Source organism: Lysinibacillus sp. FSL K6-0057 (assembly GCF_038630885.1).
GTDB lineage: Bacteria > Bacillota > Bacilli > Bacillales_A > Planococcaceae > Lysinibacillus > Lysinibacillus fusiformis_F.
Genome location: NZ_CP152047.1, coordinates 4893112 through 4908227, shown reverse-complemented (window position 1 = coordinate 4908227; position 15116 = coordinate 4893112). Strand labels below are relative to the sequence as shown.

General features: G+C 38.9%; 15 protein-coding genes and 1 other annotated feature. All 15 genes read left to right on the top strand.

The features are described from left to right. The 15 genes from MHB40_RS24590 (at position 1) to rpsG (ending at position 15115) form a co-directional block, all read left to right on the top strand. Positions 1-513 carry an NYN domain-containing protein gene (locus tag MHB40_RS24590; RefSeq protein ID WP_205446173.1) on the top strand — a complete coding sequence of 171 codons (513 nt, stop codon included), beginning with the start codon at positions 1-3 and terminating at the stop codon, positions 511-513. A 68-nt stretch (positions 514-581) separates the two neighbouring features. Further along, positions 582-1229 (top strand): RNA polymerase sporulation sigma factor SigH, encoded by a 648-nt coding sequence (gene sigH, locus MHB40_RS24585; RefSeq protein ID WP_004233587.1) that lies wholly within the window; start codon positions 582-584, stop codon positions 1227-1229. Between the two features lie 77 nt (positions 1230-1306). Next, entirely contained in the window at positions 1307-1453 is a 147-nt protein-coding gene (rpmG, locus tag MHB40_RS24580; RefSeq protein ID WP_004233588.1) for a 50S ribosomal protein L33, read from the top strand. A gap of 48 nt (positions 1454-1501) precedes the next feature. After that, the gene (gene secE / locus MHB40_RS24575) at positions 1502-1687 is read left to right on the top strand and encodes a preprotein translocase subunit SecE (RefSeq protein ID WP_205446172.1); all 186 of its coding nucleotides are present in this window, start codon (positions 1502-1504) and stop codon (positions 1685-1687) included. Positions 1688-2039: 352 nt separating this feature from the next. After that, entirely contained in the window at positions 2040-2573 is a 534-nt protein-coding gene (nusG, locus tag MHB40_RS24570) for a transcription termination/antitermination protein NusG (RefSeq protein ID WP_004233590.1), read from the top strand. Between the two features lie 229 nt (positions 2574-2802). Further along, positions 2803-3228: a 50S ribosomal protein L11 gene (gene rplK, locus MHB40_RS24565; protein WP_004233593.1), complete on the top strand. Its 426-nt coding sequence runs from the start codon at positions 2803-2805 to the stop codon at positions 3226-3228. Positions 3229-3344: 116 nt separating this feature from the next. Continuing rightward, complete coding sequence (rplA, locus tag MHB40_RS24560) at positions 3345-4043, top strand: 50S ribosomal protein L1 (RefSeq protein WP_205446171.1); 699 nt, start codon at positions 3345-3347, stop codon at positions 4041-4043. Positions 4044-4096: 53 nt separating this feature from the next. Next, positions 4097-4242, top strand: a sequence feature (ribosomal protein L10 leader region). A gap of 32 nt (positions 4243-4274) precedes the next feature. Further along, positions 4275-4775, top strand: coding sequence for a 50S ribosomal protein L10 (gene rplJ, locus MHB40_RS24555; RefSeq protein WP_103119000.1), 501 nt, complete (start codon positions 4275-4277; stop codon positions 4773-4775). A gap of 72 nt (positions 4776-4847) precedes the next feature. After that, positions 4848-5207, top strand: coding sequence for a 50S ribosomal protein L7/L12 (gene rplL, locus MHB40_RS24550; protein ID WP_205446170.1), 360 nt, complete (start codon positions 4848-4850; stop codon positions 5205-5207). A gap of 76 nt (positions 5208-5283) precedes the next feature. Beyond that, positions 5284-5886, top strand: coding sequence for a class I SAM-dependent methyltransferase (locus MHB40_RS24545; protein ID WP_205446169.1), 603 nt, complete (start codon positions 5284-5286; stop codon positions 5884-5886). A 242-nt stretch (positions 5887-6128) separates the two neighbouring features. Then, positions 6129-9704, top strand: a complete 3576-nt coding sequence (gene rpoB / locus MHB40_RS24540; RefSeq protein ID WP_205446168.1) for a DNA-directed RNA polymerase subunit beta — start codon at positions 6129-6131, stop codon at positions 9702-9704. A gap of 203 nt (positions 9705-9907) precedes the next feature. Then, a complete protein-coding gene (gene rpoC, locus MHB40_RS24535; protein ID WP_205446167.1) occupies positions 9908-13591 on the top strand; it encodes a DNA-directed RNA polymerase subunit beta' in 3684 nt (1227 codons plus the stop codon). Positions 13592-13728: 137 nt separating this feature from the next. Next, positions 13729-13977 carry a ribosomal L7Ae/L30e/S12e/Gadd45 family protein gene (locus MHB40_RS24530; protein ID WP_205446166.1) on the top strand — a complete coding sequence of 83 codons (249 nt, stop codon included), beginning with the start codon at positions 13729-13731 and terminating at the stop codon, positions 13975-13977. A 98-nt stretch (positions 13978-14075) separates the two neighbouring features. Next, positions 14076-14495 (top strand): 30S ribosomal protein S12, encoded by a 420-nt coding sequence (rpsL, locus tag MHB40_RS24525; protein WP_010860613.1) that lies wholly within the window; start codon positions 14076-14078, stop codon positions 14493-14495. 149 nt (positions 14496-14644) lie between these two features. Beyond that, positions 14645-15115, top strand: a complete 471-nt coding sequence (gene rpsG / locus MHB40_RS24520) for a 30S ribosomal protein S7 (RefSeq protein ID WP_155593039.1) — start codon at positions 14645-14647, stop codon at positions 15113-15115. The last annotated feature ends 1 nt before the right edge of the window (position 15116 follow it).

Sequence of the window (15116 nt, the reverse complement as noted above, 5' to 3'; positions counted from 1 at the left end):
ATGAAAAACATTTTGCTTGTTGATGGCTATAATATGATTGGATCTTGGAAAGAGCTGCGGCCATTGCGTGATACGAATTTTGAAGATGCGCGAAGAAGGTTGATAGAACTCATGGCTGAATATAAAGCGGCAATGGGTTGGCGCGTAATTATTGTTTTTGACGCACACCTTGTACCAGGAGTAGAGCAATCTTATATAGAAAATGATGTAGAAGTCATTTATACACGAAAAAATGAAACAGCAGATGAACGTATTGAAAAAATGACGCATGAATTAAAGGCTAGAAATGTACAAATTCATGTAGCAACCTCTGATATGGCAGAGCAAAGTGTTATATTTGGGAATGGTGCTCTAAGGAAATCGGCTAGAGAGCTAGAAATTGATACAAGTATTATCCAACATAAAATTACGCATGATGTGAAGCGAAAACAAGAAAGTAAGCCACCTTCTCGTATAGAATTAAAGCCAGATGTTGCGCTCGCCTTTGAAAAATGGCGACGAGGGATGAAATGATTGATTGACGCATATTTTCCAATTCCGTTATACTGATTCTAATTATCTGTTGTGGCTGAGGTGATACCATGTTTAAAAATAGCATTGTACAAGTGACACAAGATTTTGAACGATTCAATGATGAAGAGCTTATTGAAATGGTGCATCAAGGTAATACAGATGCGTTGGATTATTTAATTACGAAATACCGTTTGTTAGTAAGAGCGAAGGCAAGATCCTATTTCTTAATTGGAGCAGATAAGGAAGACATTGTGCAGGAAGGCATGATAGGCTTATATAAAGCGATTCGTGATTTTAAAGGAGATAAGCTTGCATCTTTCAGGGCTTTTGCAGAGCTATGTATTACAAGGCAGATTATCACGGCTATTAAAACAGCAACTAGGCAAAAGCATATACCTCTAAATTCCTATATCTCTTTGGACAAGCCTATATTCGACGAAGAGTCAGACCGAACGCTTATGGATGTGCTAACAGGTGCTATTATGGATGATCCAGAAGAATTGATGATTCATAGAGAAGAGTTTGGATATTTAGAAGAAAAGATGAGTGAGATTTTAAGTGAATTAGAGCTACAAGTTTTAGCCTTATATCTAGACGGTCAGTCTTATCATGAAATTTCCGCTAAATTAAATCGTCATGTGAAATCTATTGATAATGCATTGCAGCGGGTAAAGCGCAAATTAGAACGTCATTTAGTGCTTGAGGAAATGTCTTAGTCCGTATAGGCCTTTATTGACATTGACAAATATAGGTGTTAGTCTTAAAAAGACAAAGTGCCGAAAAAGGTGATTATATGGCAAAAAAAGTCGTGCTAAATTGCGAGAAATGTGGTTCGAGAAATTACACGTTCCCAGCTAAAGAAGGCTCAACTGTACGTCTCGAATTAAAGAAATTTTGCTCGCATTGCAATGAACATACAATGCATAAACAAACGCTATAAAATGATATGTAAATAGACAGATTTGATTGATTCGGAGGTTAAGCTAGAATGGGCAAGATCAAAGGCTTTTTCAGCGATGTAATGTCGGAAATGCGCAAAACAAGCTGGCCGAAAAGTAAAGAACTGACGAAATATACAGTCGTTGTAATTTCAACTGTTGTCATTATGGCTTTATTTTTTGTGTTAGTTGACTTAGGTATTTCATCATTATTCCGCTGGTACTTAGATTTATAATTTAGTAAATAGCATATTTTTGAAATAGCCCGTCCATTGCAATAACGGGTTTTTTCGTTTGTTTTATCTTCATTCAGCAGAAAACGCCATCTAATGGATCGATGAAGTGGGTGGAGTGAAGAGCAGAGCAGTAAATCTCCTCATTATGATAAATACTACTAGGAGAGTATGATAGTAGCGATAGATGACTATGCTAGTTTCGGTATATATCATCGAGCTTTCGCAAGCAATTAGCGAAAGCTATATTTTTCTAATGAGATGTTTGTGAAAAGAGTAAAAATGCATTGAGCTTATCGCGATTCATTTTCACTTTTATTTGTAAGGGAGGGACGGACGAGAAGTCCTAGTAGTTATGGAGAAAAATTGGTATGTTGTTCATACGTATTCAGGGTATGAAAACCGTGTAAAAGCAAACCTAGAGAAACGTGTAGAAACAATGGGAATGCAAGATAAAATCTTCCGTGTGATTGTTCCTGAGCATGAAGAAACAGAAATGAAAGATGGGAAAAAACGTACAATGATGCGTAAAGTTTTCCCTGGTTATGTGTTAGTAGAGTTAATCATGACAGATGACTCTTGGTATGTAGTTCGAAATACGCCTGGTGTTACGGGCTTTATCGGTTCGTCTGGTGGAGGAGCAAAACCAACACCTTTATTACCAGAAGAAGCGGATCGTCTACTGCAACAAATGGGTATGACTGATAAAGTTGTAGAAGTGGATATTACTGTTGGTGAAGCAGTGGAAGTATTAGAAGGGCCGTTTGCTCATTTCCAAGGGCGTGTTGAAGAAATTGACACAGAAAAAGGCAAAATAAAAGTGACGGTTGATATGTTTGGACGCGAAACAATTATGGAACTAGATTTCGAACAAGTTCAAAAGTTATAGTTCTAACAATAGAATGTTACATGCTGATTGGTAGATGTTTCGCAGATTTTGTTAATTACTACTTGCTTAAAAAAATTAAAAGTGGTATCATTTCATAGGTCAGACTGTCATACTTTTGTTTGACGTCTGTAATGATAATTTTAATGTTATCGGCAATTAGCTGACAGACAGATATTGAGTGGGAGGGGCAACCCAATTACCACATCACGGACTTAAGGAGGTGTGTCTCGTGGCTAAAAAAGTTATTAAAGTTGTAAAACTTCAAATCCCTGCTGGTAAAGCTAACCCAGCTCCACCGGTTGGTCCTGCATTAGGTCAAGCGGGTGTGAACATCATGGGATTCTGTAAAGAATTCAATGCGCGTACTGCTGATCAAGCTGGTCTTATTATTCCAGTTGAAATTTCAGTATTCGAAGATCGTTCTTTCACTTTCATTACAAAAACTCCACCTGCAGCAGTTCTACTTAAAGTAGCAGCTGGTATCCAATCTGGATCTGGTGAACCAAACCGTAAAAAAGTGGCAACGGTTAAACGTGATAAAGTTCGCGAAATCGCTGAAACTAAAATGCCAGACCTTAACGCTGCTTCAGTGGAAGCTGCTATGTTAATGGTTGAAGGTACTGCACGAAGCATGGGTATTGTTATCGAAGACTAATCCCATTTACTTGATGTTTTGTTTTTTGGAAGGTTGCGAAGTTTCTTTGTGAACACGCAACCTTTATTCGTGGGAGGTAAAATCCGCTATAACCACAATCAAGGAGGAAATATATAATGGCTAAAAAAGGTAAAAAACTGCAAGATGCAGTAAAGTTAATTGATCGTAACTCACTATACAATGCACAAGAAGCAATCGAACTTGCTCAAAAAACTAGCACAGTAAACTTCGACGCTACTGTAGAAGTTGCTTTCCGTTTAGGTATTGATACTCGTAAAAACGACCAACAAATCCGTGGTGCAGTAGTGCTACCAAACGGTACTGGTAAAACTCAACGCGTATTAGTATTCGCAAAAGGTGAAAAACTTAAAGAAGCTGAAGCAGCTGGTGCTGACTATGTAGGCGATGCAGAATACATCCAAAAAATCCAACAAGGTTGGTTTGACTTTGATGTAATCGTAGCAACTCCTGACATGATGGGCGAAGTTGGTAAACTTGGTCGTGTATTAGGACCTAAAGGTTTAATGCCAAACCCTAAAACTGGTACAGTTACTTTTGATGTAACAAAAGCTATCGAAGAAATCAAAGCTGGTAAAGTAGAATACCGTGCTGATAAAGCTGGTATTATCCACGCTCCTATCGGTAAAGTTTCTTTCTCAGCAGAAAAATTAGTAGAAAACTTCTTAGCTGTTTTTGACGTAGTGCAAAAAGCAAAACCTGCTGCAGCTAAAGGTACTTACATGAAATCTGTAAATATTACAACTACAATGGGTCCAGCTATTAAAGTTGACGCTTCTAACGTAGTAGTAAAATAATTTATATATATGTATTGACGATAGTGGCTATACGTGATAATATAGTTGCTGTTGTGAATTATCCATTTGTACCGTAGACAGTAGGAGTGACTTGTCACTTAATGTTCCTACCGAGGACATCGGAATTCAGATTCTTATTTAAAGATGATGACTTTCAGCCTCTGTGTCTATTTGACTCGGAGGCTTTTCTTTTGTCGGTATAAATGACCCATTCTAATAGGAGGTGTCATCATGAGCAAAGCAATCGAAAACAAACAAGTACAAGTTCAAGAGATTACTGAAAAATTCCAAGGCGCTGCTTCTGTAGTAGTTGTGGATTACCGTGGTCTTAATGTTGCACAAGTAACTGAGCTTCGTAAACAACTTCGTGAAGCTGGCGTTGAGTTCAAAGTTTACAAAAACACTTTAACTCGTCGTGCTGCTGAAGCTGCTGGCCTTGAAGGAATCAACGAAGTATTAGTTGGTCCTAACGCAATTGCGTTCTCAAATGAAGATGTTGTAGCTCCTGCTAAAATCATCAATGAGTTCGCTAAGAAAAACGAAGCTTTAGAAATTAAAGCGGGTATTATTGAAGGTACTATCTCTTCTGTTGAAGATGTTAAAGCACTTGCAGAACTTCCATCACGCGAAGGTCTACTTTCTATGCTTTTATCTGTACTTCAAGCTCCAGTGCGTAACTTCGCACTTGCAACAAAAGCTGTTGCAGAACAAAAAGAAGAACAAGGCGCGTAATTTAATACGCACTAAAACTTCTGCGGCATGACCGCAAAAAATAAAACATTATCCAATTAGGAGGAAATTATAATGAATAAAGAGCAAATCTTAGAAGCTATCAAAGCTATGACAGTTCTTGAATTAAACGATTTAGTAAAAGCTATCGAAGAAGAATTCGGTGTAACAGCTGCTGCTCCAGTAGCAGTAGTTGCTGGCGGTGCTGCTGCAGCTGAAGAAAAAACAGAATTTGACGTAGTATTAGCATCTGCTGGTGCAGAAAAAATCAAAGTAATCAAAGTGGTTCGTGAAATCACTGGTTTAGGTCTTAAAGAAGCTAAAGAAGTAGTAGATAACGCTCCTAAAGCTCTTAAAGAAGGCGTTTCTAAAGATGAAGCTGAAGCAATCAAAGTTAAACTTGAAGAAGTTGGCGCATCTGTAGAAGTTAAGTAATCTCGCGTTACTTTTTAACAAAAGGAAAGCTCGTCATTTTGGCGAGCTTTTTTCTTCATTCTGAGGAGGCGTGAAAATGTCAGATCACTATTATACAAGTAAGCCTCAAACTGAAAGTAAACCACGTCACTGGACATTCAAGTTACTAGGGCATACGTTTTCATTTGAAACGGATGCAGGTGTATTTAGTAAAAGCGAAGTAGATTTTGGATCCCGTGTTTTAATAGACGCTTTTCAAATGCCTGATATTGATGGTGCGATTTTTGATGTAGGTTGTGGATATGGGCCGATAGGGTTATCGATTGCCAAAACTAATCCAGATCGTACCGTTTTTATGATGGATATAAATGAACGTGCAGTTGCGCTTTCGCAAAAAAATGCGCAAGTGAACGGTGTTCAAAATGTGCGAATATTTGTGAGTGACGGCCTATCGATGGTTGATAAAGATGTAGAAGCAGCAGCTATCTTAACGAATCCACCAATTCGTGCGGGGAAGGAAACGATTTTCCGCTTTTACGATGGAGCTTACGATCGGCTAGTGTCTTCGGGTGAGCTTTGGATAGTCATTCAGAAGAAACAAGGAGCGCCATCGACAGTAAGTTACTTGGAAGAAAAGTTTTCAGAAGTCGATATTGTAGAAAAGAAAAAAGGGTACTGGATAGTACGCGCAAAAAAATAAATGAAATATGTATAATTTATTGACTTGACAAATCGGCTATGATAATATGATACAATGCAAAAATATTATTTTGAGGTCGTATGCCCTTTTTGTATAGAAATGTTTTAATATGGGTATACTTGCCAAGATAAGTTTAGTTAACCGAAAATGAGATCTTTTTGAAGACTCGTTTTCTTTTTGTCTTTCGAAATCATACACTATTTGTATGAATTTGCAAAGACCTAATATCGCTTTATTGAGGGGTGAATGAGTTGACAGGTCAACTAGTTCAGTACGGACAACACCGCCAGCGTAGAAGCTTTGCGCGTATTAAAGAGGTGCTTGAGCTTCCAAATCTGATTGAGATTCAAACGGCGTCTTACGAGTGGTTCCTTGAAGAAGGTTTACGTGAAATGTTCCGTGACATTTCGCCGATCGAGGACTTTACAGGTAATCTTTCATTAGAATTCATCGATTATTCATTAGGTGATCCTAAATATGATGTTGATGAATGTAAAGAGCGAGATGTTACTTACGCAGCTCCATTACGTGTGAAAGTACGTCTTTACAACAAAGAAACAGACGAAGTGAAAGAACAAGATGTCTTCATGGGTGATTTCCCGTTAATGACAGAAACAGGTACGTTCATTATCAACGGTGCTGAACGTGTTATCGTTTCACAATTAGTTCGTTCACCAAGTGTGTATTTCCATGATAAAACTGATAAAAACGGTAAAAAAGGTTTTGGAGCTACAGTAATTCCGAACCGCGGTGCTTGGCTAGAGTATGAAACTGATGCCAAAGACGTAGTTTATGTGCGAATTGATCGTACTCGTAAGCTACCAGTAACAGTGTTACTACGTGCGTTAGGTTTCGGTTCAGACCAAGAAATTATCGATATTATCGGTGATAACGAGTATTTACGTAATACGTTAGAAAAAGATAACTCTGAAAGTACAGAAAAAGCACTTTTAGAAATCTACGAACGTTTACGTCCAGGTGAGCCACCAACAGTAGAAAGTGCGAAAAGTTTATTATACTCTCGTTTCTTCGATGCAAAACGTTATGATTTAGCGAATGTTGGTCGCTACAAAATGAATAAAAAGCTTCACATTAAAAATCGTTTATTCAATCAAACGATTGCTGAAACGCTTGTAGATCCAGAAACAGGCGAAATTTTAGTAGAAAAAGGTACTGTACTAGATCGTCGTACTTTAGATAAAATCCTACCTTACCTAGAAGATTCATCAAAAGGTATTGGTTACCGCACTTTATCACAAGTCGGTGGAGTGCTTGAAGATGATGTAACCATCCAATCTATTAAGATTTATGCTCCAAAAGATGAAGCGCAAAAAGAAATTAATATCATTGGTAATGCGTACATTGATGAAGAAGTGAAGAATATTACTCCTGCTGATGTTTTATCTTCAGTAAGTTATTTCTTCAACTTACTTTACCAAGTAGGAGCAACAGATGATATTGACCATTTAGGTAACCGTCGCCTACGTTCTGTTGGTGAGTTACTACAAAACCAATTCCGTATTGGTTTGTCTCGTATGGAACGTGTAGTACGTGAGCGTATGTCAATTAACGACACAGCTGCAATCGTACCACAACAATTAATCAATATCCGTCCAGTGATTGCGTCAATTAAAGAGTTTTTCGGAAGCTCTCAATTATCACAATTCATGGACCAAACAAACCCATTAGCAGAGTTAACGCATAAACGTCGTTTATCTGCATTAGGTCCTGGTGGTTTAACGCGTGAACGTGCTGGTTTCGAAGTACGTGACGTTCACTACTCTCACTATGGTCGTATGTGTCCAATCGAGACACCAGAGGGTCCAAACATTGGTTTAATCAACTCATTATCTTCATTTGCCAAAGTAAATAAATTTGGTTTCATTGAGACACCTTATCGTCGTATTGACCACGAAACAGGTCGAGTAACTGAACAAATTGATTATTTAACAGCTGATGAAGAAGATAACTACTATGTAGCACAAGCAAATTCATCGTTAAATCCAGATGGTACTTTTGCTAATGATGAAGTTGTAGGTCGTTTCCGTGGGGATAACACTGTATTCAATAAAGCGCAAATGGACTACATGGATGTATCGCCTAAACAAGTAGTCTCTGCAGCGACTGCATGTATCCCGTTCTTAGAAAACGATGACTCGAACCGTGCACTTATGGGTGCCAACATGCAACGTCAAGCAGTTCCACTTCTTAACCCAGAAGCACCATTCGTTGGTACTGGTATGGAACATGTTGATGCGCGTGATTCAGGTGCAGCTGTAGTAGCGAAGTATGATGGTATTGTTGAGCATGTTGAAGCTCGTTCTATCCATGTTCGCCGCATTGAAGTTGTAGACGGCAAAGAGGTTAAAGGCGATTTAACAAAATATAAATTACAAAAGTTCATTCGTTCAAACCAAGGTACTTCATATAACCAACGTCCACTTGTAAAAGTTGGCGAACGTGTGAAGCCTCGTGATATATTAGCAGATGGTCCATCAATGGAAAAAGGCGAACTAGCTCTTGGACGTAACGTATTGGTTGCATTCATGACTTGGAACGGTTTTAACTATGAGGATGCTGTTATTATGAGTGAGCGCCTTGTAAAAGACGATGTCTATACATCTGTTCATATTGAAGAATATGAATCAGAGTCTCGTGATACAAAGCTTGGGCCTGAAGAAATCACTCGTGATATTCCTAACGTTGGGGAAGATGCACTTCGTAACCTAGACGAACGTGGAATCATCCGCATTGGTGCGGAAGTACGTGACGGTGATATTCTTGTAGGGAAAGTAACACCTAAAGGGGTTACAGAATTAACTGCTGAAGAGCGTTTATTACATGCAATCTTCGGTGAAAAGGCTCGTGAGGTTCGTGATACATCATTACGTGTACCACATGGTGCTGGCGGTATCATTCTTGATGTGAAAGTATTTAACCGTGAAGATGGCGATGAATTACCACCAGGTGTTAACCAATTAGTTCGTGCTTACATTGTTCAAAAACGTAAAATACGTGTTGGGGACAAAATGGCCGGACGTCATGGTAACAAAGGGGTTATCTCTCGTATCTTACCGGAAGAAGATATGCCGTTCATGCCAGATGGCACGCCTGTTGATATCATGTTAAATCCACTTGGTGTACCTTCTCGTATGAATATCGGACAAGTTTTAGAGTTACACTTAGGTATGGCTTCTCGCTACCTAGGCGTTCATATGGCAACACCAGTATTTGATGGAGCTAATGAAGAAGACGTTTGGGAAACAATGGAAGAAGCAGGGATGAACCGTGACGGTAAAACAATCCTGTATGATGGACGTTCTGGTGAACCATTTGATAACCGTGTATCTGTTGGGATCATGTACATGATCAAACTTGCTCACATGGTTGATGATAAACTTCACGCGCGTTCAACTGGCCCTTACTCACTTGTTACGCAACAACCACTTGGTGGTAAAGCGCAATTTGGTGGACAACGTTTTGGTGAGATGGAAGTATGGGCACTTGAAGCATACGGTGCTGCATATACACTTCAAGAAATCCTAACGGTTAAATCCGATGACGTTGTTGGTCGTGTGAAAACATATGAAGCCATTGTTAAAGGTGAAAGTGTACCAGAGCCAGGTGTTCCTGAGTCATTCAAAGTATTGATTAAAGAACTTCAATCTCTTGGTATGGATGTTAAGATGTTAACAGTTAATGATGAAGAAGTAGAGCTTCGCGATTTAGACGAAGAAGAAGATCTTCAACCAGCTGATGCACTTAACATTGCACCACAGCCAGATACAGAAGAAGAGCCAGTAGAGTCTTTTGAATAATGGAAACCCAAATTCACAATCGTGAATAAGGTCAAACTTATTTTTCAAATTAGCCGGGCAGGATTTAACGCCCTGCCTGGCTTTTTCTTTTAATAAATCATTCTATTTCTAATCCTTTGCCAAAGAAACAATTCTTTGCAAGCGATTATCGAGCTGCGTAAAAGAGTCTTTATAAAGACCTATACTAGAGGGAGGTAGGCTCCTTGATAGACGTTAATGAATTTGAATATATGAAAATCGGTTTAGCATCCCCTGACAAGATTCGTTCTTGGTCATATGGTGAGGTTAAAAAGCCTGAAACAATTAACTACCGTACATTAAAACCAGAAAAAGATGGTTTATTCTGTGAACGTATCTTTGGTCCAACTAAGGATTGGGAATGTCATTGTGGTAAATATAAACGTGTACGCTATAAAGGCGTCGTTTGTGACCGCTGTGGTGTTGAAGTAACACGCGCTAAAGTTCGTCGTGAACGTATGGGACATATCGAATTAGCAGCACCAGTTTCTCATATCTGGTACTTCAAAGGTATTCCTAGCCGTATGGGTCTAATTTTAGATATGTCACCTCGTGCCCTTGAAGAAGTTATTTATTTCGCTTCATACGTTGTGATTGATGCAGGTGCTACTAATTTAGAAAGTAAACAATTACTTTCTGAAAAAGAATACCGTGCATACCGTGAAAAATTCGGAAACACATTCGAAGCATCAATGGGTGCAGAAGCAATCAAAAAATTATTAGGCAAAATTGACCTAGAAGATGAAACACAATCTTTAAAAGAAGAGTTAAAGTCTGCTCAAGGTCAAAGACGTACTCGTGCCATTAAACGTCTAGAAGTTGTTGAATCTTTCCGTAACTCTGGAAACTCACCTGAATGGATGATTCTGGATGTGCTACCTGTTATTCCACCAGAGCTTCGTCCAATGGTGCAATTAGATGGTGGTCGTTTCGCGACTTCAGATTTAAACGATTTATACCGTCGTGTAATTAATCGTAATAACCGTTTAAAACGTTTATTAGATTTAGGTGCTCCAAGCATCATCGTACAAAACGAAAAACGTATGTTACAAGAAGCTGTTGATGCATTAATCGATAATGGTCGTCGCGGACGTCCTGTAACAGGTCCTGGTAACCGACCATTAAAATCACTTTCACATATGTTGAAAGGTAAACAAGGTCGTTTCCGTCAAAATCTACTTGGTAAACGTGTTGACTATTCTGGTCGTTCCGTTATCGTAGTAGGTCCAAACTTAAAAATGTACCAATGTGGTTTACCAAAAGAAATGGCTATCGAGTTATTTAAGCCATTCGTTATGAAAGAATTAGTAGAACGTGGTCTTGCTCATAACATTAAATCTGCTAAACGTAAAATCGAACGTTTAAACAACGACGTATGGGACGTTTTAGAAGATGTTATCCGTGAGCACCCAGTATTATTAAACCGTGCACCAACGCTTCACCGTCTTGGTATTCAAGCATTTGAACCAACACTAGTTGAAGGTCGTGCTATCCGTCTTCACCCATTAGTATGTACAGCCTACAACGCTGACTTCGATGGTGACCAAATGGCGGTTCACGTACCATTATCAGCAGAAGCTCAAGCAGAAGCTCGTCTTCTAATGCTTGCTGCACAAAACATCCTGAATCCAAAAGACGGTAAACCTGTTGTTACACCTTCTCAAGATATGGTATTAGGAAACTACTACTTAACTCTTGAACGTGAAGACGCACGCGGTGAGGGTACTGTTTTCTATGGTCCAAACGAAGTTTTAATTGCATATGATACAGGTCATGTACACTTGCATACACGTATCGCGATTAAAGCAAGTTCATTAAATAATCCAACATTCACGGAAGAACAAAATAATATGTTCTTATTAACAACTGTTGGTAAAGTAATCTTTAATGAAATCTTGCCAAAATCATTCCCTTATATTAATGAGCCAACTGATTTCAACTTAGAGCAAGTAACACCTGAAAAATACTTCGCTAAGTTAACAATTGATGAAGAAACACTAAAAGAGCTTGAATCAGATAGTGCTTATAATAACTTAGATGAAAAAGGGAAAATTGATGCACAACGTACAGCTGTATTGCGCAAATACTTTGCATCAGTCCCTGTTGTAAATCCATTCCGTAAGAAATTCCTAGGAAATATCATTGCTGAAGTATTTAAACGTTTCCACATTACTGAAACATCTAAAATGCTTGACCGTATGAAAAACCTAGGTTTCAAATATTCAACACGTGCGGGTATTACTGTAGGTGTATCTGATATCGTGGTATTACCTGATAAAGGTGAAATTTTAGCAGAAGCTCAAGAGAAAGTAGATAAGGTTCAAGCACAATTCCGTCGTGGTTTCATTACAGAGGATGAGCGCTATGATCGTGTAATCTCAAGCTGGAGTGCTGCAAAAGATGAAATTCAAGCGAAACTGATGAAGTCACTTGAGAAAACAAACCCAATTTTCATGATGTCTGATTCAGGTGCCCGTGGTAACGCATCTAACTTTACTCAGTTAGCTGGTATGCGTGGTCTGATGGCCAACCCGGCTGGTCGTATCATCGAACTTCCAATCAAATCTTCATTCCGTGAAGGTTTAACAGTATTAGAGTACTTCATCTCAACTCACGGTGCTCGTAAAGGTCTTGCCGATACAGCCCTAAAAACTGCCGATTCAGGTTACTTAACGCGTCGTCTTGTTGACGTTGCACAGGATGTTATTGTCCGTGAAGATGACTGTGGTACTGACCGTGGCTTAACGATTGGTGCATTAATGGAAGGCACAGAACTAATCGAGGCTCTAGATGAGCGTATTGTTGGTCGTCATACGAAGAAAACAATCTTCCACCCTGAAACTGGTGAAGTTATTCTTGCAAAAGACGGTTTAATCGACCAAGATATCGCTCGTGTAATTATCGAGACTGGTATTGAAGAAGTGACAATCCGCTCAGCATTTACATGTAATACAAAACATGGCGTATGTAAAAAATGTTACGGCATGAACTTGGCAACAGGTGAAAAGGTTGAAGTTGGGGAAGCAGTTGGTATTATTGCGGCTCAATCAATTGGTGAACCAGGTACACAATTAACAATGCGTACATTCCATACAGGTGGGGTTGCCGGAGATGATATTACACAAGGTCTTCCACGTATCCAAGAGATCTTTGAAGCACGTAATCCAAAAGGTCAATCTGTTATTTCAGAAATCGAAGGTACTGTTTCAGATATCACAGAAATTCGTGAAGGCTTAAAAGAAATCACTATTCAAGGTGACGTAGAAACTCGTAAATATCAAGCACCTTATAATGCACGTTTAAAAGTTATCGAAGGTGATAATGTAGAACGTGGTCAAGTTTTAACAGAGGGTTCTATCGATCCAAAACAATTGTTAAAAGTCAAAGACGTTTCAACTGTTCAAGAATATTTATTAAAAGAAGTTCAAAAAGTATACCGTATGCAAGGGGTAGAAATTGGTGATAAACATATCGAGGTAATGGTCCGCCAAATGCTTCGTAAAGTACGTGTAATTGAAGCTGGAGATACAGATTTATTACCAGGTTCATTACTAGATATCCACCAATTTGCAGAGGCAAACGCAGATGCTGTCATGAGTGGCAAAAATCCTGCAACTTGTCGTCCTGTTATCCTGGGTATTACAAAAGCTTCTCTTGAAACAGAATCATTCTTATCTGCAGCATCGTTCCAAGAAACAACACGTGTATTAACAGATGCAGCAATTAAGGGTAAACGTGATGAGCTTCTTGGATTAAAAGAGAACGTAATTATCGGTAAACTTGTTCCGGCAGGTACTGGTATGCAACGTTACCGTCAAATCCGCATCGAAAAAGATGAGCTTGACACAGAAGGCGTTTCTGCTGAATAGACATTAAAATAGGACCGAAGAGATGGAATTCCACCGTCTCTTCGGACTTTTTAAAGATATTAGTTGACAGTGTAAATGAGTAATGATAATATATTGAAGGTTGATAGTTAACTGTCTGTACTTCGGAGGATATGAAAATGTCTTATGATAGAGTAAGGGCTAGTCAAACAATCATAGGTACAAAGCAAGCAGTAAAAGCAATGCAAGCCGGTTCAGTGAAAGAACTTCTTGTGGCACTTGATGCAGACAATTGGGTAACCGATTCGGCCATATCTTTCGCGAGAGAAATCGGTATACCAGTTATTCTTGTTGAGTCAAAAAAGGAACTGGGCAAGGCCTGTGGAATCCATGTTGGAGCTGCGGTAGTTGCAATTACTGTAGAGTAGTTTTTGTGTATTAAACACAAAGACTTTGTTTTTACCCAAAAAATGAACCACCTGGATGTGTGGTATTAACAAGGAATAAATGAAGGGAGGAAATATCGATGCCTACAATTAACCAATTAGTACGTAAGCCTCGTCAATCTAAAATCACGAAATCAAAATCACCAGCGTTAAACAAAGGATATAACTCATTTAAAAAATCTTTAACTGATGTTAAATCACCACAAAAACGCGGTGTTTGTACTCGTGTTGGTACAATGACACCTCGTAAACCGAACTCAGCGTTACGTAAATACGCTCGTGTACGTTTAACTAACCAAATTGAGGTTACAGCTTATATCCCAGGTGAAGGCCACAACTTACAAGAGCACAGTGTTGTTCTTATCCGTGGCGGACGCGTAAAAGACTTAGCGGGTGTTCGTTACCATATCGTACGTGGAGCTCTTGATACAGCTGGTGTAAACGGTCGTTTACAATCACGTTCTAAATACGGAACAAAACGCCCTAAAGAAAAAAAATAATTTAACGTTAGATAACGCTATTTAATACTGAGCCTCATACTAATTGTCACAAATATCGAATCTTGCTAGCAGATTTGATATTTGATCGACAAATACGATAAGGTCAACTTTATAAAATAATCGATAACTATTCGAAAGGAGGAAAACACATGCCTCGTAAAGGTCCTGTTTCCAAACGTGACGTGTTACCAGATCCAATTTATAGTTCAAAACTAGTAACTCGTTTAATCAATAAAATGATGGTTGATGGTAAAAGAGGTACTTCTCAAAAGATTTTATACGGTGCGTTCGAACTTGTTAAAGAACGTTCAGGTGAAAATCCAATTGAAGTATTCGAAGCTGCTCTAAATAACGTAATGCCAGTTCTTGAAGTTCGCGCTCGCCGTGTTGGTGGTTCTAACTACCAAGTACCGGTTGAAGTACGTCCAGAACGTCGTACAACTTTAGGTCTTCGTTACCTAGTTAACTACTCTCGTCTTCGTGGTGAAAAAACTATGGAAGAACGTTTAGCTAACGAAATTCTTGATGCTTCTAACAACACTGGTGCATCAGTTAAGAAACGTGAAGACATGCACAAAATGGCAGAAGCGAACAAAGCATTCGCTCACTACCGTTGGTAAT

Bases quoted from the DNA above. Each gene is read 5' to 3' on its own strand.
- MHB40_RS24590 (WP_205446173.1), top strand. From the start codon at position 1: ATGAAAAACATTTTGCTTGTTGATGGCTATAATATGATTGGATCTTGG.
- sigH (WP_004233587.1), top strand. From the start codon at position 582: ATGTTTAAAAATAGCATTGTACAAGTGACACAAGATTTTGAACGATTC.
- rpmG (WP_004233588.1), top strand. From the start codon at position 1,307: ATGGCAAAAAAAGTCGTGCTAAATTGCGAGAAATGTGGTTCGAGAAAT.
- secE (WP_205446172.1), top strand. From the start codon at position 1,502: ATGGGCAAGATCAAAGGCTTTTTCAGCGATGTAATGTCGGAAATGCGC.
- nusG (WP_004233590.1), top strand. From the start codon at position 2,040: ATGGAGAAAAATTGGTATGTTGTTCATACGTATTCAGGGTATGAAAAC.
- rplA (WP_205446171.1), top strand. From the start codon at position 3,345: ATGGCTAAAAAAGGTAAAAAACTGCAAGATGCAGTAAAGTTAATTGAT.
- rplJ (WP_103119000.1), top strand. From the start codon at position 4,275: ATGAGCAAAGCAATCGAAAACAAACAAGTACAAGTTCAAGAGATTACT.
- rplL (WP_205446170.1), top strand. From the start codon at position 4,848: ATGAATAAAGAGCAAATCTTAGAAGCTATCAAAGCTATGACAGTTCTT.
- MHB40_RS24545 (WP_205446169.1), top strand. From the start codon at position 5,284: ATGTCAGATCACTATTATACAAGTAAGCCTCAAACTGAAAGTAAACCA.
- MHB40_RS24530 (WP_205446166.1), top strand. From the start codon at position 13,729: ATGTCTTATGATAGAGTAAGGGCTAGTCAAACAATCATAGGTACAAAG.
- rpsL (WP_010860613.1), top strand. From the start codon at position 14,076: ATGCCTACAATTAACCAATTAGTACGTAAGCCTCGTCAATCTAAAATC.
- rpsG (WP_155593039.1), top strand. From the start codon at position 14,645: ATGCCTCGTAAAGGTCCTGTTTCCAAACGTGACGTGTTACCAGATCCA.